Below are 22357 nucleotides of genomic sequence, written 5' to 3'. Positions count from 1 at the left end.
CATCGGAGCACAGGAAACGCGCGTCGGATCGCCACCAGCGCGCAGGTCCGGTCAGGTTCTCAGGACGGTGCGTAGTCGGTCGGCGATGGCCTGGGGGCTGGAATCGACCGGCAGCATGGCCGCCAGATGGTTGTTGCCGTCCATCAGATAGAGGACGGAGCTGTGGTCCATCAGATAGGCCCCGTCGGGGAGGCTCGACATCGCGGGGTGCCGGCGGGCCAGGACGTGGAATTCGGCGAGTACCGGATCGATCTGGGCGGGGCTGCCGGTCAGCCCCACGATGCGCGGCGAGAAATGGGCCACATAGTCGCGTACGACCGAAGGGGTATCGCGCGCCGGATCGACGGTGACGAAGACTGGCACGACCGATGCCGCGCGGGGGCCGAGCTGGTCGAGCGCCGTGGTGACGGTTGCCAGCGTCAGCGGGCAGACATCGATGCAATGGGTGTAGCCGAAATAGATCAGCGTGTAGTGGCCGTGGAAATCGGCCTGGGTGACGGCGCGGCCCTGTTCGTCGGTCAGCGCGTACGGTCCCCCGATGGTGGCGTGGGGGCGATCCAGGACCAGCGTGCGCAATCCGGCGGCCGCCAGCAGCAGGCCGCATGCCGCCAGGCCGAACAGCGCCATGCGTGTGCGGTGGCCTGCCCGTGTCGGCGGGGCGGTGCGGGGGGAGGGTGCGGTCTTTTTCGGCATGCCTCTTGCCGTTGGTGGCGATGATGGGGCGCACCTTACGGATTTTTGCGGCGGATCGCGACACTCATTGCGGACGCAGGGGCTGGAGCTGGTGACGCTTTGTGACAATTCAGTGCCTTAACGAAAGATCTTGCTTCGCTAGGGTTCCGGCACGATCCCGTTGGCCATGCAGAGGTCCTGTCCGTGCGCGCATCCGCCCTGAAAATGGTCCTTGCCCTGGCGGTTGCGGTGCCGATGCTCTCCGCCTGTGCCGACCGGGACCGACCGCTGGATGAGGACGGCCAGCCCTTTGTCGACGATAACCGGTCGCACGGCGGTGGCAGGGGCGGGATGGGTGGCGGCGGGCAGGGGCTGTGGACGGAAGCCCTGCGGACCGCGACCCAGGTCGGCATGGGGTTTCTGCATCATTGAGCCTCAGTCTGTGATTCCTTCCTGAATTTTCAGGTCCTTTCGTGACAGTTTGCCGATAAGGGTCTTGGGCAGGGAGTCGCGAAGAACGATTTCGCGCGGGCGTTCGATCTTGGAGATATATTGCTCCAGATGGGTTGCGAGGTCGGCCGGTGTTGCCGTGGAATTGGGGCGCAGGGTGACGAACGCCTTGGGCGCCTGGCCGCGATAGGGGTCGGGGACGCCGATGACGAGGGCCTCGAGCACCGCCGGATGGCGATGAAGGGCCTCTTCGATGATATGCGGATAGACGTTGTAGCCGCCGCAGATGATGATGTCCTTGAGGCGATCGACCAGGAAGAGATAGCCGTCCGCGTCGAGATAGCCGACATCGCCGGTGCGGAAATAGCCGTCCGGTGTGAAGGCAGCGGCATTTTCATCGCTCTTCCAGTAGCCGGACATCACTTGCGGACCGCGTACGCAGACTTCGCCTTTTTCCATGGTGGGAAGGCGAAGGGTGATATCGTCGAGGCTGCGGATCTGGAGGTCGGTATGGATGACCACCTTGCCGCAGGAGCCGTCGCGGACGCCATGGAGCGGGTTGAGGGTGAGGACCGGTGAGGTCTCGCTCAGCCCGTATCCTTCGATGATCGGGCAGCGGGCCGTTTCCTCGAAGCGCTTGCGCAGGGCGACGGGCAATGGCGCGCCGCCGGAAATGATGGCGCGCATATGGGTGAACAGGTCGGGTGAGAGATCCTGATCGCGGAGCAGCGCGGTCAGGATCGTCGGCACGATGGGCATGAGCGCGATCCGGACCCGGCGCATGGTGGCGAGCGTTGCGTGCGTGTCGAAGCGCGGCAGCAGCACGATCTCGCCGCCGCGTTCGATCGTGAGCAGCATGACGGCCATGAGCGCGAAGACATGGAACAGGGGCAGGATGCCCAGTGTGGTCGGTGGCTCGCGCAGGGCCTCCTGCGCCATGTCCTTGACCTGTTCGATATTCGCCAGGAGATTGCCGTGGGTGAGCTTGGCCGCCTTGGGAATGCCCGTGGTACCGCCGGTGAATTGCAGGACGGCGACATCGTGCTGGGGGTCGATCGTCACATGTTTGGCCACCGTCTTGCTGTGGGCCAGCGTGTCGTAGGAGACGATGCGTTTGTCGGCCGGGAAATGGTAGATGTCCCGCCACTTCAGGACCTTGAACAGCGTCGATTTGATCGGCGGCAGCGCGCGCGAGAACGGGCAGACGACGATGCGCCGGACCGAACTGTTCTCGGCCGCCCGGTATGTGGGTTCGGCGATGGCGGCGATGTCTGACATCACCAGTACCGAGATGTCGGCGGTCTTCAGGATCTGGTGGACCTCATGCTGGACGTAGAGCGGGTTGAGGTTGACGACGACGGCGCCGATGCGCTGGACGGCAAAGAAGACGATGACGGAGTAAGGCGTGTTGGGCAGCGAGAGAGCGACGCGGTCGCCCCTGGAGACGCCGATATCGTTCAGGCCGCCCGCGACATGCTCCACCGCCTGGAAGATGTCGCGATAGGTGAATTTGCGCCCCATGAAATCGATGGCCAGGGCATTGGGGCGGCGAAAGGTCGAGACGCGCAGAAGATCGAAGAGATCGTGTACCGCATCGCCTGATGCGGCATGACGCAGGATGGTGCTCTCGTTCATGGCATTCATGGGGAAAACCCTTCAATCGGGCGGGGGAGACCCTGGCGAGGGGGTCGATCCGGTGGCTCCCGCTGTCGTTCAGAAATGCGTTCTCACACCGAAGGCGACGATGTTGCCGTAATCGTTGTAGGTGCCGACCAGGCGCCCCGAGGTCGCGGAGGCGGCATTGTCGATTTTGGGGTTGGTGCCGAAGATGTGGGCGTAGGACAGGGTGAGGGTCACACGCCTAATGGGCGTGTAGTCGACGCCCACGCCCAGATCGAAACGATCGGTATCCGGCGTGATCGTGTTGCGGTTTTTCAGGGTCGTCGGGCTCTGGTCGTAGCTGAAGCCGCCGCGAATGAGCACGGCTTTCGATGCCTGGTAGGTGGCGCCGATGCCGCCGAACCAGGTATTGCGCCAGTTGACCGCGATCGATGTGCTGGCGCCGCCGGGGTGATCGGACACATTGTTCAGCCCGTGCAGGAGGGACCAGTGTGTCCATTCGCCCTGCAGCATGATGGTCCAGCGCGGCGACAGGACCCGGGTGACGCCGAACGAGACGCTGTCGGGCAGGGTGACCTGCATGGCGCCATGGCCGCTCTGGGCGATCAGCGAACCATTGACCAGCCGGTTGGCGGCCAGCAGCGGCGGGGGCGAGAATTGGGTGCGGGTGGAGAGATCGTACGTGATGCGCGACTGATAGTTGATGCCGATCTGGGTCGCGTCATCGGGCTTGTACAGGAGGCCGGCATCGTAACCGAAGCCGAAGGCGTTGCCGGCCATGTCGGCCGTGGTCGGCCCGAAGGCGTTCAGCGCGCCGAGATTGACATCGCGGGTGAAGCGGCCGGTGAGAAAGCCCAAGCGCGGGCCGACGCCGACCGAGAAGTGCCTGTTGAAGCGGTAGGAGGCCATCGCCCCGAGTTCGTAGTCCGTGATCGAACTGACGAGGCTCTGATAGCGGCCGACCCAGTTGGACGGGTAATTGGCGCGCTGGCCGTAGGGGGTATAGAACCCGTAGCCGATCGCCCAGCGGGGATCGATTTTCAGGACGCCGTAGCTGGCGGCGGTGGCGGCGTCGGTGATGCCGCGATTGCCCTGCACCCCCGGGGTGGTGATGCCGGGGCCCAGATAGTTCTGGCCGGAGAACCGGGCGACCGGGCCGGCGTAGAACACGTTGCCCTGCAATTCGCTATAGTCGAGGAAGGACATGCCGGCGGGGTTCATCAGGACGGTGGATGCGTCCCCCGCGCGGCTGACGGAGCCGACATAGGCGTTGCCCAGCGAAATCGCATCGGTCTCACGCAAGGCGAAGCCCGAGGCGGCGGCCTGTTGGCCGGGGTTGAGCAATGTCTGGGCGACGAGGGCGCTGCATGCCATCAGTGTGATTTTCTTTTTCATTATTGACTGACCATCTCAGCATTCAAACCAAACATTTGATAGGTTAAGCGGACAAATGCATCCCTCATGTCTCTGATCCGGGAAAACAATGAGCGCCGCCCCAGCGGCTTGCAAGAAAATTACGGCAGGAGTCGGAAGCGGCGCGCTTCACACTCTCTCGATTGAAAAGCCGGAAATGACGGTGCCAAACGTCTGAAAAAGAAGGGAGTTCCGGCGAGTGACCGGATCGGGCCGTTTTTTTTGATGGGGAAACGACTATCGGCGCGGCAGGCGCGCGGCCGGTCCTTACATGTGGGGGATGGCGGGACGGATATTATGTAGAGCAATCGTTAGGTAGAATATGTCGTCGGGAGGGGACGGGAAGGCCGGGGCGCCCCTATGGTCTTCCCGCTGGGGCTGGATTATCCGAGGGCCGCCGTGAGGGCGGGAACGATCTGGAACAGGTCGCCGACCAGGCCGTAATCCGCGACCTGAAAGATGGGGGCTTCCTCGTCCTTGTTGATGGCGACGATCACCTTGCTGTCCTTCATGCCTGCCAGATGCTGGATGGCGCCGGAGATGCCGCAGGCGATATAGAGATCGGGCGCGACGATCTTGCCGGTCTGGCCGACCTGGTAATCGTTGGGGACGAAGCCGGAATCGACGGCGACGCGGGAGGCGCCGATGGCGGCGCCGAGCCTGTCGGCCAGCGGTTCCAGAATCTTGAACCCTTCCGCGCTTTGCAGGCCACGGCCGCCGGAGACGATGACCCTTGCGGCTTCGAGCTGGGGGCGTTCGGTGCTGGAATGTTCCGCCGAGACGAAGCGCGATTTCTGCTGGTCATCGGGTGGGGTCACGGCTTCGATCGGGGCGGTGCCGCCCTCGGCGGCCACGGGGTCGAAGCTGGCGGTGCGGATGGTCAGGAGCTTCTTAGCGTCCGACGAATGCAGGGTGACCAGCACGTTGCCCGCGAAGATCGGCCGCACGAAGGTCTCGGAATCCTTGATATCCATGACATCGGGGATCACCTGCACGTCGAGCAGGGCAGCGGCGCGGGGCAGGGCGCTCTTGCCGATGGCGGTTGCGGCGGCGACGATATGGTCATAGTCCGGGGCCAGGGCGACGAGCAGCGCCGCCAGCGGTTCCGCCAGGCCGTGGGCGAAGGCTTCGCCCGACGCGGTGCGGACCTTGCGGATGCCGGGGATTTTCGCCGCACTTGCCGCCGCGGCTGCGATGGTGTCGGCGCCGCCGGTCACCAGCACGTCGATGTCGCCAAGGCTGGTGGCCGCCGCGATGGCCGAGCGGGAGGTCTGCGGGATGGTGCCGTCTTCGGCATCCAGGAGGACGAGCGCGGTCATGGTCAGATCACCTTGGCTTCGTTGCGGAGTTTTTCGACCAGTTCGGCCACGCTGCCCAGCTTGATGCCTGCCTTGCGGGCCGGGGGCTCGGCCATCGAGAGGATGGTGAGGCGGCGCGTCAGGTCGACGCCGAGATCGGCGGCCGCGATGGTCTCCAGCGGCTTCTTCCTGGCCTTCATGATGTTGGGCAGCGCGGCGTAGCGTGGCTCGTTCAGGCGCAGATCGGCGGTGACGATGGCGGGCAGGGCGAGGGACAGGGTTTCCGAGCCGCCATCGATTTCGCGCGTGACGGCGAGCCCGTCCGCCGTCTTCTCGACCCGGCTGGCGAAGGTAGCCTGTGGCCAGTCCAGCAGGCCGGCGAGCATCTGCCCGGTGGCGTTCATGTCGTCGTCGATGGCCTGCTTGCCGAGAATGACGAGATCGGGCTTTTCGCGATCGACGAGGATTTTCAGGATCTTGGCGACGGCGAGCGGTTCGGGGCTTTCCTCGGACTGGACCAGGATGGCGCGGTCGGCGCCCATGGCCAGGGCGGTGCGCAGCGTGTCGGCGGCCTGAGGGACGCCGATGGAGACGGTCAGGATTTCGCTCGCGACGCCCTTCTCGCGCAGGCGCAGGGCTTCTTCGACCGCGATTTCGTCGAACGGGTTCATCGACATCTTGACGCCGGCGGTCTCGACGCCGCCGCCATCGCGCCTGACGCGGACCTTCACGTTGTAATCGACGACGCGTTTGATGGGGACAAGGATTTTCATGGTTCCTCAGGGAGAATGAAGGGTTGGGGGCGGATCACATGCCGCCCGGATAGTTGGGGCCGCCGCCGCCCTCGGGCGTGTACCAGTCGATATTCTGGGGCGGGTCCTTGATGTCGCAGGTTTTGCAGTGGACGCAGTTCTGCGCGTTGATCACGAGCCGGGGCGCGGTTTCGGCATCGGCGACTTCATAGACGGCGGCCGGGCAGTAGCGGATCTCGGGCGCGCGGTACGTGTCCCAGTTGATGGGCTTCCACAGGGCCGGGTCGCGCAGGCGAAGATGGACCGGCTGGTCCTCCACGTGGTTCGTGTTGGACAGGAAGACCGAGGAGAGTTTGTCGAAGGTGATCGTGCCGTCGGGCCTGGGATAGGAGAGCGGCGGGCACGATGCGGCGGGGCGCAGGGTCTCGTGGTCCGCATGGTGGAAATGGAGCGTCCAGGGAGCGCGGCCGCGCAGGATGGCGGCATCGATGCCGGCATAGAGCGCTCCGCGCAGCGTGCCCCATCGGGCGAAAGCGGGGCGGATGTTGCGGGCGGCCGAGAGTTCCTGATGCAGCCACGACACCTGCAGCCGGTCGGTGAAGGTATCGGGTTCCGGCGCGTCTGCCGCATAGGCTGCGGCTATGGCCTCTGCGGCGAGCATGCCGGATTTCATGGCCGTGTGGGTGCCCTTGATCTTGGGCGTGTTGAGGAAGCCTGCGGTGTCGCCGATCAGGGCGCCGCCGGGGAAGGTGAGGCGGGGGAGGGATTGCAGCCCGCCTTCGGACAGCGCACGGGCGCCGTAGATCAGGCGGCGGCCACCTTCGAAATATTTGCGGTAGACCGGGTGGAGCTTGGTGCGCTGCATTTCGTCATAGGGGGAGAGCCATGGATTGGCGTAGTCGAGCCCGGTGACGAAGCCGTAGGAGACGAGGTTTCTGCCGAAATGGTAGAGCCAGGCGCCGCCATAGGTCCGGTCGTCCAGCGGCCAGCCGAAACTGTGCAGTACCAGGCCGGGTTCATGCAGTTCGGCAGGGATTTCCCAGACTTCCTTGATTCCCAGGCCGTAGGTCTGCGGATCGACGCCCTGGCGCAGGTTGAAATGCGCCATGACGCGCTTGGTCAGGGAGCCGCGGCAGCCTTCGGCGAACAGGGTGTATTTGCCGCGCAGTTCCATGCCCGGCGCGAAATTCGGGCCTTTCGTGCCATCGCGGGTGATGCCCATGTCGCCGGTGAGGATGCCGGCGACGCGACCGTTCTCGATCAGCACGTCCGCGCCGGCGAAGCCGGGATAGATTTCCACCCCCATCGCCTCGGCCTGTGTGGCCAGCCAGCGGCAGACATCGCCCAGGCTGACGACGAAATTGCCGTGATTGGCCAGATGCGGCATGACCCATGGCAGGGCGGGGATGCGGAATGCCTTGCGTTCGGTCAGGAGATACATCTCCTCACGCGTTACCGGCGTGTCGAGCGGGGCGTTGCGGTTGCGCCAGTCGGGCAGCAATTCGTCGAGCGCGCGGGGCTCGATGACCGCACCGGAGACGATATGCGCGCCGATTTCGCTGCCTTTTTCGATCAGGCAGACGGATTCGTCGGGCATGAGCTGTTTCAGCCGGATGGCGGCCGCCAGCCCGGCCGGGCCGCCGCCGACGATCACGACGTCGAACTCCATGATGTCCCGTTGGCTCATGTAGAGGTCTCCAGTGTTCGGGTACCGGGCGGCGCGGACGCGGCATCTGGTGGGCGTGGTACCGTTCGACAAGGGAAGTCTATATCGCGCCGCGTTTTTATCGAACAGTCGATAGGTAGAGAGTGGAGCCCCGTGCGTGGTGGAAGAGGGGGCCGGGTATGCAGGGAAATTGCATAGAATCATGATAAGAAAAGAAATTATCCGTTTTTCCTCTTTCCGTCACATGTTTGAGATCGGCGCTCGGTCTGGTGTCGATGCGGGAGTGTGACGTGGATATCCGGCGGGTGCCGGCGGTGGTCTTTCCCGCGATTCCGGGGAGGGAAGAAAAAAATCTAACGACCGTTCGTATGAATTTTTGAGAATTTTTGAGGGGTGTGGCGTGAGGCATGAAGGGCAGGTTATTATGATAATATATTGATATATATGATTAATATCTGCGGGATTGCGCGGGTTTTCCTTCCCCGGGCGGTAGCGGGTTCCATCAATGAACCGTGTCATCACGACAAAGCGTCTTTGCTGGGAGGCTGCCATTCAATTATCAAAGGGGGCACAACGCGCGCCTTCGTTCCAAACAAACGTTAGACATAATGGGCGAGGGCATTGCCAGGAGCGCCATTCATGAATTCCGTTGTCATTGCAGGGTATGCGCGATCGCCGTTTCAGCTCGCGCGCAAGGGGCAGTTCGTCAGGATGCGCCCCGATGATATCGCGGCCCAGGTCGTCCGGGCTCTGGTGGAGCGTACGGGAGTTGCGCCCGAGGAGATCGAGGACCTGATCCTTGGCTGTGCGTTTCCGGAAGGAGAGCAGGGTTTCAATCTCGGCAGGATCGTGGCGCTGCTGAGCGACCTGCCGCTTTCGGTGGGTGGGGTGACGGTCAACCGTTTCTGCGGGTCTTCGATGCAGTCGGTCCATATGGCGGCCGGGGCGATCCGCATGGGGGCCGGGGAGGCCTTTATCTGCGCGGGTGTGGAGAGCATGACGCGCATTCCGATGGGTGGGTTCAATCCGCTGCCCAATCCGGCGCTCTACAAGAAGCGCCCGGGTGCGTACATGGACATGGGCATCACGGCCGAGAATGTCGCGCGGACATACGAGATCGGTCGCGCGGAGCAGGAGGCGTTCGCGCTGCGCAGCCAGGCGCGTACCCGCGATGCCGTCGCGGCGGGCCGGCTGGAGGCGGAGATCGTGCCGATCCAGACCCGTGACGGTGTGGTCTCGGTCGATGGCTGCCCGCGTCCGGACACCAATGCGGAGGGGCTGGCGGGGTTGAAGCCGGCCTTCGACGCGGCCCATGGCACGGTGACGGCGGGCACGTCCTCGCCGCTGACCGACGGGGCGGCGTCCGTGCTGGTCTGTTCGGAGGCGTATGCCGACCGCAAGGGGTTGCCGAAGCTGGCGCGCATCCGCTCGATCGCCATTTCCGGCTGTGCGCCCGAGGTGATGGGGCTGGGCCCCATCCTCTCGTCACGCAAGGCGCTGGAGCGTGCGGGGATTGCGATCGGGGACGTGGGCGTCGTGGAGTTGAACGAGGCCTTTGCCGCCCAGTCGATCGCCTGCGTGCGCGAACTCGGGCTGCGTGACGAGACGCTGAACATCGATGGCGGCGCGATCGCGCTGGGCCACCCGCTGGGCGCCACCGGCGCGCGCATCGTCGGCAAGGCGGCGCAGCTTCTGGGGCGCGAGGGCGCGCGGTACGCGCTGGCGACGCAATGCATCGGCGGTGGGCAGGGCATTGCCACGGTGTTGGAGCGCATCTGATGATCCAGTATGTCACATCTGGCGGGACGGACGGCGCACGGCCGACCTTCTCGCGCGTCTGCGTGATCGGCTCGGGGGTGATGGGGGCGGGGATTGCCGCCCAGATTGCCAATGCCGGGGTGCCGGTGCTGCTGCTGGACCGCAAGGCGGACGGGGCGGACCCGAACGCGCTGGCCAATGACGCGATCGCCAGGGCGCTGAAGACCGATCCGGCGCCCTTCATGGACCCGGCGGCGGCGAAGCTGATCACGACCGGCAATATCGATGACGATCTCGCCCGGGTCGCGGAATGCGACTGGGTGGTCGAGGTGATTATCGAGCGGCTTGACCTCAAGCAGGCGCTCTATCGCCGGCTTGACGCCGTTCGTCGGCCCGGCACGCCGATTTCGTCGAATACCTCGACCATTCCGCTGGCGCGGCTGGTGGAGGGGCTGCCGGCGCGTTTCACGCGCGATTTCCTGATTACCCATTTCTTCAACCCGCCGCGCTACATGCGGCTGCTGGAAATCGTGACCGGGCCGGCGACCGATCCGGCGCATGTCGGTACGGTGACGGAGTTCTGCGACCGGTGGCTGGGCAAGAGTGTCGTGCGGGCCAAGGACACGGCGGGTTTCATCGCCAACCGCATCGGCACGTTCTGGATGCAGGCGGCGGCGCGGGTGGCGGTGGACCATGGGCTGACGGTGGAGCAGGTCGATACGATCATCGGCCGGCCGTTCGGCATTCCCAAGACCGGCGTGTTCGGGTTGCTCGACCTGGTGGGTATCGATCTGATGCCGCATATCTCGGCCAGCATGAAGTCGCTGCTGGCGGCCGGGGACCGGTACCATGCCTTTGCCGACGATCTGCCGTTGATCGGGAAGATGATCGAGGGGGGCTATACCGGCCGCAAGGGCAAGGGTGGCTTTTACCGCGTCAGCAAGGCGGGTGGCGGGAAGGTCAAGGAATCGATCGATCTGGCCACGGGTGCCTATGCGGTCTCCGAACGGTTTACGCTGCCGCCGGGTGCGGGGGATGCGGCCGGGCTGCTGGCCTCCGGTGACCGGTTCGGGGCCTATGCGCGCAAGGTGATGGGCGAGACGCTGGCCTATGCGGCGTCGCTGGTGCCCGAGATCTCGGACGATATCGTCGGTGTCGACAAGGCGATGGAGCTGGGATTCAACTGGAAGAAGGGGCCGTTTGCGCTGATCGACCAGATTGGGGCCGCGAAGCTGGCCGCATTGCTGCGTCAGGAAGGAATCGCGGTGCCGGCGCTGATCGAGGCGGTCGGGGACGGGCGGTTCTATCAGGACCGGGACGGCGTGACCCAGGCTTTTGGTGTGGATGGTGCCTGGCATCCGGTGGCGCGGGCCGAAGGGGTTATCCTGCTGGGCGATTTCCGCAAGCGTGGCAAGCCGGTGCTGTCGAGCAGGTCGGGCGCGCTGTGGGATATCGGCGACGGGGTGGCGTGCTTCGAGATCACGACGAAGATGAACACGTTCGATGAGAGCGTGATGGCGATCCTGGAAAAATCGATTGCCCATGTCGGGGAGCATTTCAAGGCACTGGTGCTCTATTCGGATGCCACGCATTTTTCGGCTGGTGCCAATCTTGGCCTGGCGGCCTTTGCGGCGAACATGGCGGCGTGGGGGGAGATCAGGAAGCTCGTCGTGCGCGGGCAGGCTGTCTACAAGGCGCTGAAATATGCGCCGTTCCCGGTCGTGGCGGCGCCGGCCGGCATGGCGCTGGGCGGCGGGTGCGAGATCGTGCTGCATGCCGATGCCGTGCAGGCGCATGCGGAGAGCTATATCGGGCTGGTCGAATGCGGAGTGGGGCTGGTCCCGGGCTGGGGCGGGTGCGGCGAGATGCTGGACCGGCTGCGGGCCGATCCGCACACGGCCGGGGGGCCGATGCCGCCGACGCGCGAGGTGTTCGAGATGATCGCCACGGCGCGGGTCTCGAAATCGGCCGCCGAGGCGCGGCGGATGCATATCCTGCGTGATCGCGATGGCATCACCATGAATCGCGACCGGCTGCTGGCCGACGCGAAGGAGCTGGCGCTGTCGCTGGTCGAGGGATACCACCCGCCGCCGAAGCCGGAATTCCATCTGGCGGGGGCGGGCGGGAAGCTTGCGCTCGACATGGCGGTGGAGGGCATGGTGCGGCAGGGCATTGCGACACCCCATGACGTGACCGTGGCGGGGAAGCTGGCCTTTATCCTGACCGGCGGCGCGCATGACAGCACGGAGAATGTGACGGAGGAGGACATGCTGGAGCTGGAGCGCACGGCGTTCCTGGAGCTGATCCAGAGCATTCCGACATTGGACCGGATCGAGCACATGCTCGAAACCGGCAAGCCCCTCAGAAACTGACGCAAGGGGAGACAGAGAGATGCAAACCTATACACCGCCCCTGCGCGACATGAAGTTCGTGCTGACCGAGCTGCATGATTTCTCGCGGCTCACGACGCTTGAGGCGTTTTCCGAAGTCGATGCCGATCTGGCGGAGACGGTGCTGGAGGAGGGGGGGAAATTCACCTCCGAAGTGCTGTTGCCGCTGAACGCGTCGGGCGACCGGGAGGGGTGCCGGCTGGAGAATGGGGTCGTCACCACGCCCAAAGGGTTCCGGGAGGCTTATCGGCAGTTCTGCGAGGCCGGCTGGTCGGCGCTGTCCGCGCCGCCGGAGTTTGGCGGGCAGGGGCTGCCCGAGACCATTGGCATGATGCTCTCGGAGATGATCTGCGCGACCAACCTGTCCTTTGGGCTCTATCCGGGCCTGACCGGCGGCGCGATGGTGGCGCTGCGCAAATATGGTTCGGACGAACTGAAGGCGCTGTATCTGCCGAAGATGATCAGCGGCGAATGGTCGGGGAGCATGTGCCTGACCGAGGCGCATTGCGGCACGGATCTGGGGCTGCTGCGCACGAAGGCCGTGCCGCAGGAGGATGGGACGTACCGCGTCAGCGGGGCGAAGATCTTTATCTCGGCCGGGGAGCATGACCTGTCCGAGAACATCATCCATCTGGTGCTGGCGCGGCTGGCGGATGCTCCGGCCGGGATCAAGGGGATCAGCCTGTTCCTGGTGCCGAAATACCTGCCGCGCGAGGACGGGACGCCGGGCGAGCGCAATGGCGTACTGTGCACGGGCATCGAGCACAAGATGGGCATCAAGGCCTCGGCAACCTGCCAATTGGCCTTCGATGACGCGAAGGGCTGGCTGGTCGGCGCCCCGCACAAGGGGATGCAGGCAATGTTCGCCATGATGAATGCCGAGCGGCTGGGCGTGGGCATCCAGGGGCTGGGGATTGCCGAGGTCTCGTACCAGAGCGCCGTGGCCTATGCGAAGGAGCGGCTGCAGGGGCGGTCGCTGGCGGGGGCGAAATATCCGGCGCTGCCGGCCGACCCGATCGTCGTGCATCCCGATGTGCGGCGCATGCTCATGACCATGCGCGTCAATGCCGAGGGCTGCCGGGCGCTGGGGGCGTGGGTGGCGATGACCCTGGATGTGGCCGAGCATGGGGCCGACGAACGCCAGCGTCGCGACGCCGAGGATTTCGTGGCGCTGATGACGCCGGTGGTGAAGGCGCTGTTCACCGACCTTGGGTTTGAATCGGCCAATCTCGCGGTGCAGACCTATGGCGGGCATGGCTATATCGCCGATCATGGGGTGGAGCAGCTGGTGCGGGATTCGCGGATTGCGATGATCTATGAAGGAACGAACGGGATTCAGGCGCTCGACCTCGTGGGGCGCAAGCTGCCGCCGCATATGGGGCGCAATCTGCGCGGGCTCTTTCACCCCATTGCGGCGTTTATTGCCGAGAACAAGGAGAATCCGCTGCTGGGCGAGATGGTCACCGGGCTGGAGCGCGCGTTCGGGGCGTTGCAGCTTGCGACTGGGCAGATTGCCGAGCGCGGGATGAAGGACCCGGAGGAGGCGGGGGCGGCCGCGACGGATTATCTGCGGCTGATCGGACTGGTCTCGCTGGCCTATCTGTGGGCGCGGACGGTGGCGGTGGCCGTGCCGAAATCCTTCGCCGCCGGGCCGGATCAGGCATTCTATAGCGGGAAGATTGCCTCCGCCCGTTTCTTCTATGATCGTGTTCTTCCGGAAACGGCGTCGCTTTATCTGAAGATCAAGGCAGGCAAGGCGTCGATGATGGCGCTGGCCGACGACGCATTCTGACGTGCGTGCCGTCCTGCTTCGCCGGGTGGAGGAGCGGGACGGCATTTCGTGCGGATCTGCCTGCTTTCCGGGGAACGATGTGATGGTCCATCTGTCTGACACTTCGCCGGCGGGGGCGCGGCCCGCGGGATTTCGTCCGCTGCCCCTGCTCAGTGGAACCGGCTTCGACGCGGCGATCGGTGGGTTTGACGTGGCGGAATCGGACGGGCGATTGCTGGCCGGCTTTACCGTGGAGCCTCGTCATTGCAATCATGCGGGGATCTGCCATGGCGGGATGATCGCCACCGTCTTCGACGGGTATATGGCCATGGCGACACTGTTCGAGAATGATCTGCAGGTGCCGATCCTGCCCACGATGTCGCTGGGTGTCGATTTCCTGGCGCCGGGCATGCCCGGCGACTGGATAGAATTCAGCGCCGACGTGCTGCGGATCACGCGGAATACCGTCTTCGTCCAGGGGCTGGCGCGGGTGAAGGGCAAGCCGATCGGGCGGGCCAGTGGTGTCTATAAACGGATTGCGCCCGACCCGGAATTTCCGCTCGATACCGGAAAGTTGCTGCGCGATTTCATGCGAAGCTGACCGGGTTGCTTCTCCGCCGCGGATTGTGCATCGCAATTCCCGTCGCGGATAGCCGGGTTGCGCCGGTGGGTGGCGTATATCGGGCGTTTTTGTGTTTCAGACTGTTCAGCCGTCAAGTCCAAACCGGGATGCCGCATGCGGTGGTGTCCGGCATGCTCTGGAGGATTGCCTTATGTCTGGATTGCGCAGGTCGTCATTCCATATCGGCCTGGCCCTGGTGGCCGGGTTGATGGGAGCATCATCCGCCGGTCATGCGGACACCAGGGTCGGAGGGGCCGTCTTTCCCGATGATCTGAAGATCGGCAATACGTCCCTGAAGCTCAATGGCGTGGGATTGCGTGTCTTCTATCATCTGGTGGATGGGTATGCGACCGGGCTTTACCTCGTCTCGCCGGCCCATGATGGCAAAACTATTGCCGAGGGGCCGAATCCGAAAGTCATTTATACCGAATTCCTTCATGATGCGCCGCTGGAGCGGGTGAAGGACGAATATGATTCGATCCATGCCCGCTACTGCAAGCTTTATGCATGCAGTGCACAGAACGAAGCCTCCTATGCCGCTTTTACCGGCCATCTGGCCGCCGCGAAGAGGGGCGAGGCGCAGCTTATCCTCGTAACGGATCAGGGGGTCAGCATGCAGCGTAACGGTGTGGTGGTGGCGTCGATCGCTGACCCCTCGTTCGGGGTGGGGCTTGTGCAGTCGCTGTTGAGTGCGGCGGCGCCGACCGAAGGGTTTCGCGACGGGCTGCTGGGGGCGGCGAACTGAGGAGGGGCCTGGCCTCGCGGTTTCGGAGGCCGCGATTTTTTTCAGGCCATTGATTTGTCGAGTATATCGGAAGAGGCTTGGGCAGCGGGGCGGCGTCCCGGCTTCGGCGTGCGTCCTGTCGGGCGGTTGCGTGGCTTGGTCGATGTGGGGGCGGTTTCCCTGTCCGCTTCCGTTTCGGCCTGGTGCCTGAAAATGGTGAAGATCTGGTGGGCGATCTGGTCGTGGGACATGCGACCGCTGCGGTACCAGTCGCTGGCGGTGTTGAGGACGCGCAGCAGCAGGATCCGGTAGATGTCGCGATCGATCGTGGCCGGCAGCGGCAGGTCGTCGATGATGTTGCGAAAAATCGTTTCGAATTCGTCGCGTTTCTTGATCAGTGCGCTGCGCACGTCCGGCGGTGCGGAGATGATGCTGTTCATCAGCGGGAGCGTGATGGATGTCAGGCTGAGCTGGATATCCAGCAATTCGGCGCAGGCGGCCTCGAGCCGGGCCCAGGGCGCGGTATGGGGCGCGATGGCCGAGAAGATCCGGCTGGCTGCCGCGTCGAGCGCGCGGTTATGGATCTCGACGAAAAGGGATTCCTTTGACTGGATATGGTAGTAAAGCGATCCGGCCATCATGCCGACCGCGTCCGCGATCTGGCGGATCGAGGTGGCCTTGTAGCCGCGTTCGGAAAAAAGCTGTGCGGCGACCTCGAGGATTTCCTGTCGGCGTTCGGCCTGCGTGCCGGATTCCTCGCCATTCGGGCTGCCCTGGAGCGCGCGCATGGCAGAGAGGACGGAGCGTCCGGCGGGCGCCCGGGTTCTTCTGTTCGGCGGCGTGCGGGATATCGTCATTCTCGGTCGATTCCAGAACTGGATTGTTTCGGCCCGTCGGTCCGGCATTTGAAAGAATACAGGATTTGTTGGGGGATTTGTCATTTTCTATTGGCATCGTAAGGTTTTGTGCCCTCAACCATCCGTGATGGAAGGGGCCGCGTTTGCGGCTCGACGCGGACTGGCGCCCGGAGTAGATAGGGGCTAACAAATGTTAGAAATTTTGGGTGCGATTGCCGGGGTGGAACCCGTGACGGGTGGGAGAGGGGCATGTCCATGCCGATGGCGTTTCAGGGCAGGCTGGCGTTGCCGGCTATCGTCGCGCCCATGTTTCTTGTCTCGACCGTCGAACTGGTCCTGGCCTGTTGCCGTGCCGGGGTAGTGGGATCGTTTCCCGCGCTGAATGCGCGACCGGCGCCGGTTCTGGAAGAATGGCTGCACTGCCTGACATCGTCCCTGACCGGGAAGGATGCGCCGTTTGCCGTCAATCTGATTGTTCACCGCAGCAATGCCAGGCTGGACGAGGATCTGGCACTGGTGGTCAGGTACAAGGTGCCGGTTGTCATCACGTCGCTTGGTGCGCGGCCGGAGGTCAATGATGCGGTGCATGAATATGGCGGCATCGTCCTGCATGATGTGACCACCAATGAGTTCGCGCGAAAGGCGGTGGCGCGTGGGGCGGATGGGTTGATCGCGGTGGCCGCCGGAGCGGGGGGACATGCGGGAACGCAATCGCCCTTCGCGCTGGTGCAGGAAATCAGGGCGTGGTTCGATGGGCCGCTCGCGCTGTCCGGTGCCATTGCGAACGGCCGCGCGATTGTCGCGGCGCGGGCGCTTGGGGCTGACCTGGCCTATATCGGCTCGGCGTTCATCGCGACGGAGGAGGCGGCGGCCGACCCGCGCTACAAGCGGATGATCGTGGAATCATCTGCTGAAGACATCGTCTATTCAAACCTGTTTACCGGTGTGCATGGCAATTATCTGGCCCCCAGCATTCGCGAGGCCGGTCTTGACCCGCATGATCTCGCATTGTCCGATCCGTCGCGCATGGACGTGTCGACATTCTCGGGCGGCGGGGCGAAGGCGTGGCGGGATATCTGGGGGGCGGGGCAGGGGATCGGCGCGGTCGAATCCGTTGTGCCGGCCGCGACGCTGATTGCCCGGTTGCGGCGGGAATATCGGGACACGCTCGCCCTGCTGGCGGAAGAAGATCGTGCGTTGAAGGGGAACCATGTGCGTGCGGGTGGTTAAAGGGTAGGGTTTTCGGGTTGATCGATAGGATCTGAAAGGTGTCTGGCATGTCGTTTTCCATCAATTCGACCGTTCGTGAGATTCTTGCCGATGAGCAGGCCAAGGCGGTTGTCGAAACGGTTCTGCCCGGGTTCTCCAAACATCCGCAGATCGGGATGGCCAAGGGCCTGTCACTGAAGACGCTGGCGAAATTTTCGGGTGGCGTGATGACGGACGAGGTCCTGGAAAAGATCGATACGGGTTTGAAAGCGCTGTAGGGGCTGGTATCTGACCTGACGGGTGGAGGCTGCCCGAAAGGATCGGATGATTGTGACAGCTCCGGTGATCGTCTGGTTTCGCCATGATTTTCGTCTGGCGGATAATGCGGCGCTGACGGCGGCGGTGGAAACCGGAGCGCCGGTGCTGTGCATCCATATTCTTGACGATGCAGCCGGGCAGGTTGCAGCGCGCTGGTGGCTGGGCCGGGCGCTGGAATCGTTCGATGCCGCGCTCCGGCCGCTTGACGGGGGGCTGCATGTTTTTCACGGGCCGGCGATCCGGGTTCTGCCGGCGGTGGTTGCGGCGACCGGGGCGCAGGCGGTGTTCTGGAACCGGCGCTACGACCCCGAAGGACGGGAGACGGATACACGGCTGAAGGCGATGCTGAAGGAGCAGGGCACCCCGGCCCATAGTTTTGCGGGTGCGCTGCTGCATGAGCCGTGGACGATCCGCACCCGGATGGGGCAGCCCTATCATGTCTTTGGCGCCTATTGGCGTGCGGCGTGCCAGATGGGCCATGAGCGGCCGCCCTTGCCGGCGCCGGAGAGGATTGCGTTTGCCACGCTGGACCCGGCTGGCCTGCCGCCGACGGCGGAGGTGGGGGCCGTCGGGCGCGAGATGCGGGCGACCGGCTGGACGGAGGGGCTGGAGGAGGCCTGGACGCCGGGCGAGGCTGCGGCGCGGGAGGCGCTGGAGCAGTTTCTGGACGGTCCGCTGGAGGATTACGCGCGGGATCGGGATTTTCCGGCGCGGCCGGCGACTTCTGGCCTGTCGCCCTTCCTGTGCTGGGGGCATATCACGCCCGCGCAGATCCGGCAGGCGGCCGTTGCGCAGCCGCGCGCCGCCGGGCTGGCGAAATTCATGGCGGAACTGGGGTGGCGGGATTTCGCGTGGTCGGTGCTGTTTGCGTGCCCCGATCTGGCGTCGCGCAATCTGCGTCCGGAATTCGATGCCATGGCGTGGCGGCGCGATCCGGACGGGTTGCGTGCGTGGCAGCGCGGGCGGACCGGCTACCCGCTGGTTGATGCGGGCATGCGCCAGTTATGGCGGACCGGCTGGATGCATAACCGCGTGCGCATGGTTGCGGCCTCGTTCCTGGTGAAGCATCTGCTGATCGACTGGCGGGAGGGCGAGCGCTGGTTTGCGCGCACGCTGGTCGATTACGACCCGGCCAGCAACGGCATGAACTGGCAATGGGTCGCCGGAACCGGGGTGGAAGCTGCGCCCTTCTTCCGGATGATGAATCCGCTGATCCAGTCGCGCAAATTCGACCCGTCCGGCGCCTATATCCGCACCTGGGTGCCGGAACTGGCGGGGCTGTCCGATACGCAGATCCATGCGCCGTGGCTGGCGGGCGGTGTCGCGGGGTATCCGGCGCCGATCGTCGTGCATGAGGCGGCGCGGGAGCGGGCCCTGGCCGCCTGGCGCGCGTTGCGCGGCCAGGCGGATGGGTAGCGACCCGGCTGGCGGGTTCGTTATTCCACGCTCTCTGCCAGGCGGCGGGCGAGGCGGCAGGCTGCCAGGTCCCACGCCGCGCAGCCGACCGATTTGAAGAGGACCGGCATGTCGGGCGGCGGGGGCGTGTGGATGGACGTGGCCAGGGGGTGGACGGTCTGCCAGTCCACGCCGGCCTGGATCAGGTCGCCGGCCTCGGACGGTGCGCCGACGGGATCGTCGACGAAGAGCCGGCTGTTCAGGACCAGGTTCGGGCCGATTTCGATCATTTCGGGCCGGTAGGCGCCGACGCCGATGACCAGGCGGCCGGCGCGGGAGGCTGCATCATAGATGATGTCGTGGCTGCTGGTGGTGGTGATGACGACATCCGCGGCTTCGGCGTCGCCGGGGGCCTCGGGGCGGACATGGTGGCCGGTCGGGTCGAGAGTGGCGCAGAGGGTGGCGACCGCGGCCGGGTTGCGGCCGCGGATGCGGATGGATGCGTCGGGGTGGAGGGCGCGCAGGGCGTTGATGTGGCCGCGTGCCTGCGTGCCGGTGCCGATGATCAGGATTTGGTGTGGCGCCGTGCGGTGCAGCAGGCGGATAGCCAGCATCGACATTGCGGCGGTACGGCGGCCTGTGGTTTCGGGCCCGTCGAGGGTGAAGAGGAACGCGCCGTCGCGTGCGTCGCAGCAGGTCACCTGCCCCTGGATGACGGGCAGCGTGCGGTTGCCGTGAAAGAGCGTGATCAGCTTGGTCGCCATGATGTCGCTGGCGACGGAGGGCATGCAGAGCAGGTGGCCGCTGGCATCCGCCGTGTCGAGGACCATGCGTTCCGGGCATTGAATCTGTCCGGCGGCGTACTCCAGCAGGACGTCCTGCAGGGTGTCGACCAGTTCGGGGAAGGGGAGGAGGCTGGCTGTCTGCGCGGCCGAGAAGATGTGCATGGCGTGACCTTCAGGCCTGGAGGGCTGCGAAGCGATCCAGCGCGTCGAGATACTGGCGGCGTTCGGCGTCGGGGATCCAGGCGGAATCGAAGGCGTTGCGGCTGATGGCCAGCAGTTCCGCCCGTGTCAGGTCCGCCGTTTGCTGCGCGCTGCGCAGGCATTCGGTCATGTAGGCGCTGTTCATATATCCCGGATCGTCGGAATTGATGGTGATCCGCAGCCCGGCATCCAGCATGCCGCGCAGGTCGCGCCGGCCGCATCCGGGGCGGATGACGTCGTTGGGGGACGGGCAGATGGTGAAGACGATGTCCCGTTCGCGGGCGCGGGCGACCAGTTCGGGGCGGTCCAGCACGTTCAGCCCGTGGTCGATCCGCTCGCTGGCGAGGTCGTCGAGCGCCTGGCGGATATGTTCGTGTGTGTTTTCCTGGTCCAGGTCGCAATGCATGGTCACATGCAGACCGGCTGCGCGGGCGCGGGCGAAGACATGGGCGAACTTGGCGGGCGGATTGCCGGTCTCGTAGGAATCGAGCCCGACGCCGATGATGTCGTCGAGATAGGGGAGGGCCTGGGTAAAGGTTTCGTCGGCCGATTCCGCGCTCATTTCGCGCACGAAGCACATGATGAGCTGCGAGCGGATGCCGAAATCGCGTTCGGCGGCCTTGCGGGCGCGGGTGATGCCGGTGATGACGGTCGCGAAGGGAATGCCGCGCCTTGTGTGAAGCTGCGGGTCGAAGAACATCTCGGCATAGAGGACGTTCTGGGAGGCGACCTTCCTGAGATACTGATAGCACAGATCGTAAAAATCCTGTTCCGTCCTTAGAAGTTCGACGCCCTCGTAATAGAGGTTCAGGAAGGACAGCAGGTCGTGATAGGTGTAGCCGGCGCGGATGGCCTCTGCGCTGCTGTCCTTCAGCGGATGGTCGTTGCGGTGGGCCAGCTCCATCTTGAGCGATGCCTCCAGCGTGCCTTCCAGATGCACATGCAGTTCCGCCTTGGGCAGGGCGTCGATAAAGGCGGCGATCGAGCCGGTCATTGCGTCTCACTCCATCGGGACGGGGCCATTGCGGCCGATGATGCCCCGTCGTGCGGCTGACGGCACGTCTTTCTTTTGGGTGACGGAACGAGACGGTCGTGGACCGATTGCCGTGCTTTGGTCATTTATCACTACAATAGATAGTGAAAATAAAATCAACTATACAACGGACGATTCGTGAATTACGCTGCGCATAATAACGTTTTTTAATGGTGAATTGAGGCATGACCCAGTCGTCCCTTGAGAGTGCGCGCGAACCATCGCTCGAGGCGCGTTACGCTCCGCTTTTTGCCGAGATCGCGGCGGGGGCGGTGGAGCGGGAGCAGCACCGTGAACTGGCGCGCGCGCCCGTGCGTGCCCTGCTGGATGCCGGTTTCGGGCGGTTGCGCGTTCCGAAGGAGGCCGGGGGGCTGGGGGCCTCGCTGCGTGAGACGTTTGCGCTCCTGCGCGGGCTGGCGGCGGCGGATTCCAACATTCCGCAGATCGTGCGGGCGCATTTTGCCTTTATCGAGGGGCGGCGTCAGAAGGCATCGGACTCACGTTCCTGGTTCGACGTGATCAATGACGGTGCGCTGTTCGGCGCGGCGATGGCCGAGCGGAACGATGAGACGGTCATCAAGACCACCCTGCATGAGACGCCCCAGGGCTGGGTGCTGAACGGCACCAAATATTACTCCACCGGCACGCTCTACGCCGACTGGATCGTGGTGTGGGCAGCCAATGAGACCGCGCGTGTCCATGCGGCCGTGCGGGCCGACAGCCCCGGCGTGACCCGGATCGACGATTGGGACGGGTTCGGGCAGCGCCTGACGGGCAGCGGGACGACGATCTTCGACCATGTTGCCGTTCCCGCCGCCCAGATCCTGGACCAGACCCCGCTGACGGAATTGCCCGCCCCGGATTATCTGGGGGCTTATTATCAGCAGTTTCATAACACGGCGCTGGCCGGCATTGCGCAGGCGGTGCTGCGTGACGCGCTGGAATTCGTGCGGCCCCGGACGCGCCTGTTCGGCGTGCCGGGCAAGGTGATCCAGAAGGATGATCCGGTGGTCCAGGGCGTGGTCGGGCGGCTGTCGGCGCTGGCGTTCTCGACCGCTGCCCTGGTCGATACGGTATCCGACGCGCTGGCGGTGGCCGAGCCGTTCTGGGAGAAGGGCGAGACGGGCCATCCGGCGATCGAGACCGCGCAGGAAATCGCGTTCAAGGCGCAGCAGATCATCGTCGGGCAGACGCTCGAGGCGGCGACGCTGCTGTTCGAGGTCGGAGGGGCGTCCGCCACCAGCGAGACGCGGCGTTATGACCGGCACTGGCGCAATGCCCGTGTCCTGGCCTCTCACAATCCGGCGGCGCAGCGCCAGAGGGAGTTGGGCGACCTTGCGCTGAATGGGACGCGGCTGTGGACGCCTTATCTCGAAGGGCTGAAGCGCCAGAATGCGGCGGCCGGCGGGGTGCCGGCATGACG

The 22357-nt window shown here is 64.8% G+C and carries 19 protein-coding genes; 10 read left to right on the top strand and 9 right to left on the bottom strand.

All coding sequences use genetic code 11. The features are described from left to right. Positions 1–51 precede the first annotated feature (51 nt). The gene (locus HLH35_RS15760; RefSeq protein ID WP_182967885.1) at positions 52–693 is read right to left on the bottom strand and encodes an SCO family protein; all 642 of its coding nucleotides are present in this window, start codon (positions 691–693) and stop codon (positions 52–54) included. A gap of 183 nt (positions 694–876) precedes the next feature. Here HLH35_RS15760 and HLH35_RS15755 point away from each other — a divergent pair, with 183 nt between their 5' ends. After that, the gene (locus HLH35_RS15755) at positions 877–1104 is read left to right on the top strand and encodes a hypothetical protein (protein ID WP_182980068.1); all 228 of its coding nucleotides are present in this window, start codon (positions 877–879) and stop codon (positions 1102–1104) included. Positions 1105–1107: 3 nt separating this feature from the next. Here HLH35_RS15755 and HLH35_RS15750 read toward each other — a convergent pair whose 3' ends face one another. The 5 genes from HLH35_RS15750 to HLH35_RS15730 all read right to left on the bottom strand — a co-directional run bounded on the left by HLH35_RS15750 (position 1108) and on the right by HLH35_RS15730 (position 7892). After that, positions 1108–2757, bottom strand: a complete 1650-nt coding sequence (locus tag HLH35_RS15750) for a long-chain-fatty-acid--CoA ligase (RefSeq protein WP_182980051.1) — start codon at positions 2755–2757, stop codon at positions 1108–1110. 78 nt (positions 2758–2835) lie between these two features. Continuing rightward, a complete protein-coding gene (locus tag HLH35_RS15745; RefSeq protein ID WP_182980050.1) occupies positions 2836–4116 on the bottom strand; it encodes an OmpP1/FadL family transporter in 1281 nt (426 codons plus the stop codon). Positions 4117–4538: 422 nt separating this feature from the next. After that, positions 4539–5474, bottom strand: coding sequence for an electron transfer flavoprotein subunit alpha/FixB family protein (locus HLH35_RS15740; RefSeq protein ID WP_182980049.1), 936 nt, complete (start codon positions 5472–5474; stop codon positions 4539–4541). Between the two features lie 2 nt (positions 5475–5476). Continuing rightward, on the bottom strand, positions 5477–6226 hold the full coding sequence (locus HLH35_RS15735; protein WP_182980048.1) for an electron transfer flavoprotein subunit beta/FixA family protein: 750 nt from the start codon (positions 6224–6226) through the stop codon (positions 5477–5479). 34 nt (positions 6227–6260) lie between these two features. Next, complete coding sequence (locus HLH35_RS15730) at positions 6261–7892, bottom strand: electron transfer flavoprotein-ubiquinone oxidoreductase (protein ID WP_182980047.1); 1632 nt, start codon at positions 7890–7892, stop codon at positions 6261–6263. Positions 7893–8510: 618 nt separating this feature from the next. On the opposite strand from HLH35_RS15730, the gene HLH35_RS15725 reads away from it, so the two are divergent. From HLH35_RS15725 to HLH35_RS15705, 5 genes are all read left to right on the top strand, one after another. Further along, complete coding sequence (locus tag HLH35_RS15725) at positions 8511–9650, top strand: thiolase family protein (RefSeq protein WP_182980046.1); 1140 nt, start codon at positions 8511–8513, stop codon at positions 9648–9650. Continuing rightward, positions 9650–12001 (top strand): 3-hydroxyacyl-CoA dehydrogenase/enoyl-CoA hydratase family protein, encoded by a 2352-nt coding sequence (locus tag HLH35_RS15720; protein WP_182980045.1) that lies wholly within the window; start codon positions 9650–9652, stop codon positions 11999–12001. Before HLH35_RS15725 ends, HLH35_RS15720 begins: the two co-directional genes overlap by 1 nt. A 19-nt stretch (positions 12002–12020) precedes the next feature. After that, positions 12021–13811, top strand: coding sequence for an acyl-CoA dehydrogenase C-terminal domain-containing protein (locus HLH35_RS15715; RefSeq protein ID WP_182980044.1), 1791 nt, complete (start codon positions 12021–12023; stop codon positions 13809–13811). A gap of 82 nt (positions 13812–13893) precedes the next feature. Next, entirely contained in the window at positions 13894–14391 is a 498-nt protein-coding gene (locus HLH35_RS15710) for a PaaI family thioesterase (RefSeq protein WP_182980043.1), read from the top strand. 172 nt (positions 14392–14563) lie between these two features. After that, entirely contained in the window at positions 14564–15157 is a 594-nt protein-coding gene (locus tag HLH35_RS15705; RefSeq protein WP_182980042.1) for a chalcone isomerase family protein, read from the top strand. A gap of 41 nt (positions 15158–15198) precedes the next feature. Here HLH35_RS15705 and HLH35_RS15700 read toward each other — a convergent pair whose 3' ends face one another. After that, positions 15199–15993 carry a TetR/AcrR family transcriptional regulator gene (locus HLH35_RS15700; RefSeq protein WP_246385151.1) on the bottom strand — a complete coding sequence of 265 codons (795 nt, stop codon included), beginning with the start codon at positions 15991–15993 and terminating at the stop codon, positions 15199–15201. 249 nt (positions 15994–16242) lie between these two features. Here HLH35_RS15700 and HLH35_RS15695 point away from each other — a divergent pair, with 249 nt between their 5' ends. Genes HLH35_RS15695 through HLH35_RS15685 form a run of 3 tightly spaced genes read left to right on the top strand, consistent with a single transcriptional unit; the run spans position 16243 to position 18936 of the window. Then, positions 16243–17223 (top strand): NAD(P)H-dependent flavin oxidoreductase, encoded by a 981-nt coding sequence (locus tag HLH35_RS15695; protein WP_182980041.1) that lies wholly within the window; start codon positions 16243–16245, stop codon positions 17221–17223. Positions 17224–17270: 47 nt separating this feature from the next. Beyond that, positions 17271–17480, top strand: coding sequence for a hypothetical protein (locus HLH35_RS15690; protein WP_182980040.1), 210 nt, complete (start codon positions 17271–17273; stop codon positions 17478–17480). Between the two features lie 46 nt (positions 17481–17526). Then, on the top strand, positions 17527–18936 hold the full coding sequence (locus HLH35_RS15685) for a cryptochrome/photolyase family protein (RefSeq protein WP_182980039.1): 1410 nt from the start codon (positions 17527–17529) through the stop codon (positions 18934–18936). A 20-nt stretch (positions 18937–18956) separates the two neighbouring features. Here the strand turns inward: HLH35_RS15685 and HLH35_RS15680 are convergent, their stop codons facing one another. After that, positions 18957–19862, bottom strand: coding sequence for a delta(1)-pyrroline-2-carboxylate reductase family protein (locus HLH35_RS15680; protein WP_182980038.1), 906 nt, complete (start codon positions 19860–19862; stop codon positions 18957–18959). 10 nt (positions 19863–19872) lie between these two features. Next, on the bottom strand, positions 19873–20895 hold the full coding sequence (add, locus tag HLH35_RS15675) for an adenosine deaminase (protein WP_182980037.1): 1023 nt from the start codon (positions 20893–20895) through the stop codon (positions 19873–19875). A 224-nt stretch (positions 20896–21119) separates the two neighbouring features. Between add and HLH35_RS15670 the strand changes: the two genes are divergently transcribed. Then, complete coding sequence (locus HLH35_RS15670; RefSeq protein WP_182980036.1) at positions 21120–22355, top strand: acyl-CoA dehydrogenase family protein; 1236 nt, start codon at positions 21120–21122, stop codon at positions 22353–22355. Positions 22356–22357: the final 2 nt, after the last annotated feature.

It is taken from the genome of Gluconacetobacter asukensis (genome assembly GCF_014174375.1).
GTDB classification, from domain to species: Bacteria; Pseudomonadota; Alphaproteobacteria; order Acetobacterales; family Acetobacteraceae; genus Gluconacetobacter; species Gluconacetobacter asukensis.
Note: the sequence above shows the minus strand (reverse complement) of the source record. Positions and strands in the feature narration are given on the sequence as shown.

Bases quoted from the DNA above. Each gene is read 5' to 3' on its own strand.
- HLH35_RS15725 (WP_182980046.1), top strand. From the start codon at position 8,511: ATGAATTCCGTTGTCATTGCAGGGTATGCGCGATCGCCGTTTCAGCTC.
- HLH35_RS15700 (WP_246385151.1), bottom strand. From the start codon at position 15,993: ATGACGATATCCCGCACGCCGCCGAACAGAAGAACCCGGGCGCCCGCC.
- HLH35_RS15695 (WP_182980041.1), top strand. From the start codon at position 16,243: ATGTCCATGCCGATGGCGTTTCAGGGCAGGCTGGCGTTGCCGGCTATC.
- HLH35_RS15750 (WP_182980051.1), bottom strand. From the start codon at position 2,757: ATGAACGAGAGCACCATCCTGCGTCATGCCGCATCAGGCGATGCGGTA.
- HLH35_RS15685 (WP_182980039.1), top strand. From the start codon at position 17,527: ATGATTGTGACAGCTCCGGTGATCGTCTGGTTTCGCCATGATTTTCGT.
- HLH35_RS15680 (WP_182980038.1), bottom strand. From the start codon at position 19,862: ATGCACATCTTCTCGGCCGCGCAGACAGCCAGCCTCCTCCCCTTCCCC.
- HLH35_RS15670 (WP_182980036.1), top strand. From the start codon at position 21,120: ATGACCCAGTCGTCCCTTGAGAGTGCGCGCGAACCATCGCTCGAGGCG.
- HLH35_RS15760 (WP_182967885.1), bottom strand. From the start codon at position 693: ATGCCGAAAAAGACCGCACCCTCCCCCCGCACCGCCCCGCCGACACGG.
- add (WP_182980037.1), bottom strand. From the start codon at position 20,895: ATGACCGGCTCGATCGCCGCCTTTATCGACGCCCTGCCCAAGGCGGAA.
- HLH35_RS15720 (WP_182980045.1), top strand. From the start codon at position 9,650: ATGATCCAGTATGTCACATCTGGCGGGACGGACGGCGCACGGCCGACC.
- HLH35_RS15735 (WP_182980048.1), bottom strand. From the start codon at position 6,226: ATGAAAATCCTTGTCCCCATCAAACGCGTCGTCGATTACAACGTGAAG.
- HLH35_RS15745 (WP_182980050.1), bottom strand. From the start codon at position 4,116: ATGGCATGCAGCGCCCTCGTCGCCCAGACATTGCTCAACCCCGGCCAA.
- HLH35_RS15730 (WP_182980047.1), bottom strand. From the start codon at position 7,892: ATGAGCCAACGGGACATCATGGAGTTCGACGTCGTGATCGTCGGCGGC.
- HLH35_RS15715 (WP_182980044.1), top strand. From the start codon at position 12,021: ATGCAAACCTATACACCGCCCCTGCGCGACATGAAGTTCGTGCTGACC.
- HLH35_RS15740 (WP_182980049.1), bottom strand. From the start codon at position 5,474: ATGACCGCGCTCGTCCTCCTGGATGCCGAAGACGGCACCATCCCGCAG.
- HLH35_RS15710 (WP_182980043.1), top strand. From the start codon at position 13,894: ATGGTCCATCTGTCTGACACTTCGCCGGCGGGGGCGCGGCCCGCGGGA.
- HLH35_RS15705 (WP_182980042.1), top strand. From the start codon at position 14,564: ATGTCTGGATTGCGCAGGTCGTCATTCCATATCGGCCTGGCCCTGGTG.
- HLH35_RS15690 (WP_182980040.1), top strand. From the start codon at position 17,271: ATGTCGTTTTCCATCAATTCGACCGTTCGTGAGATTCTTGCCGATGAG.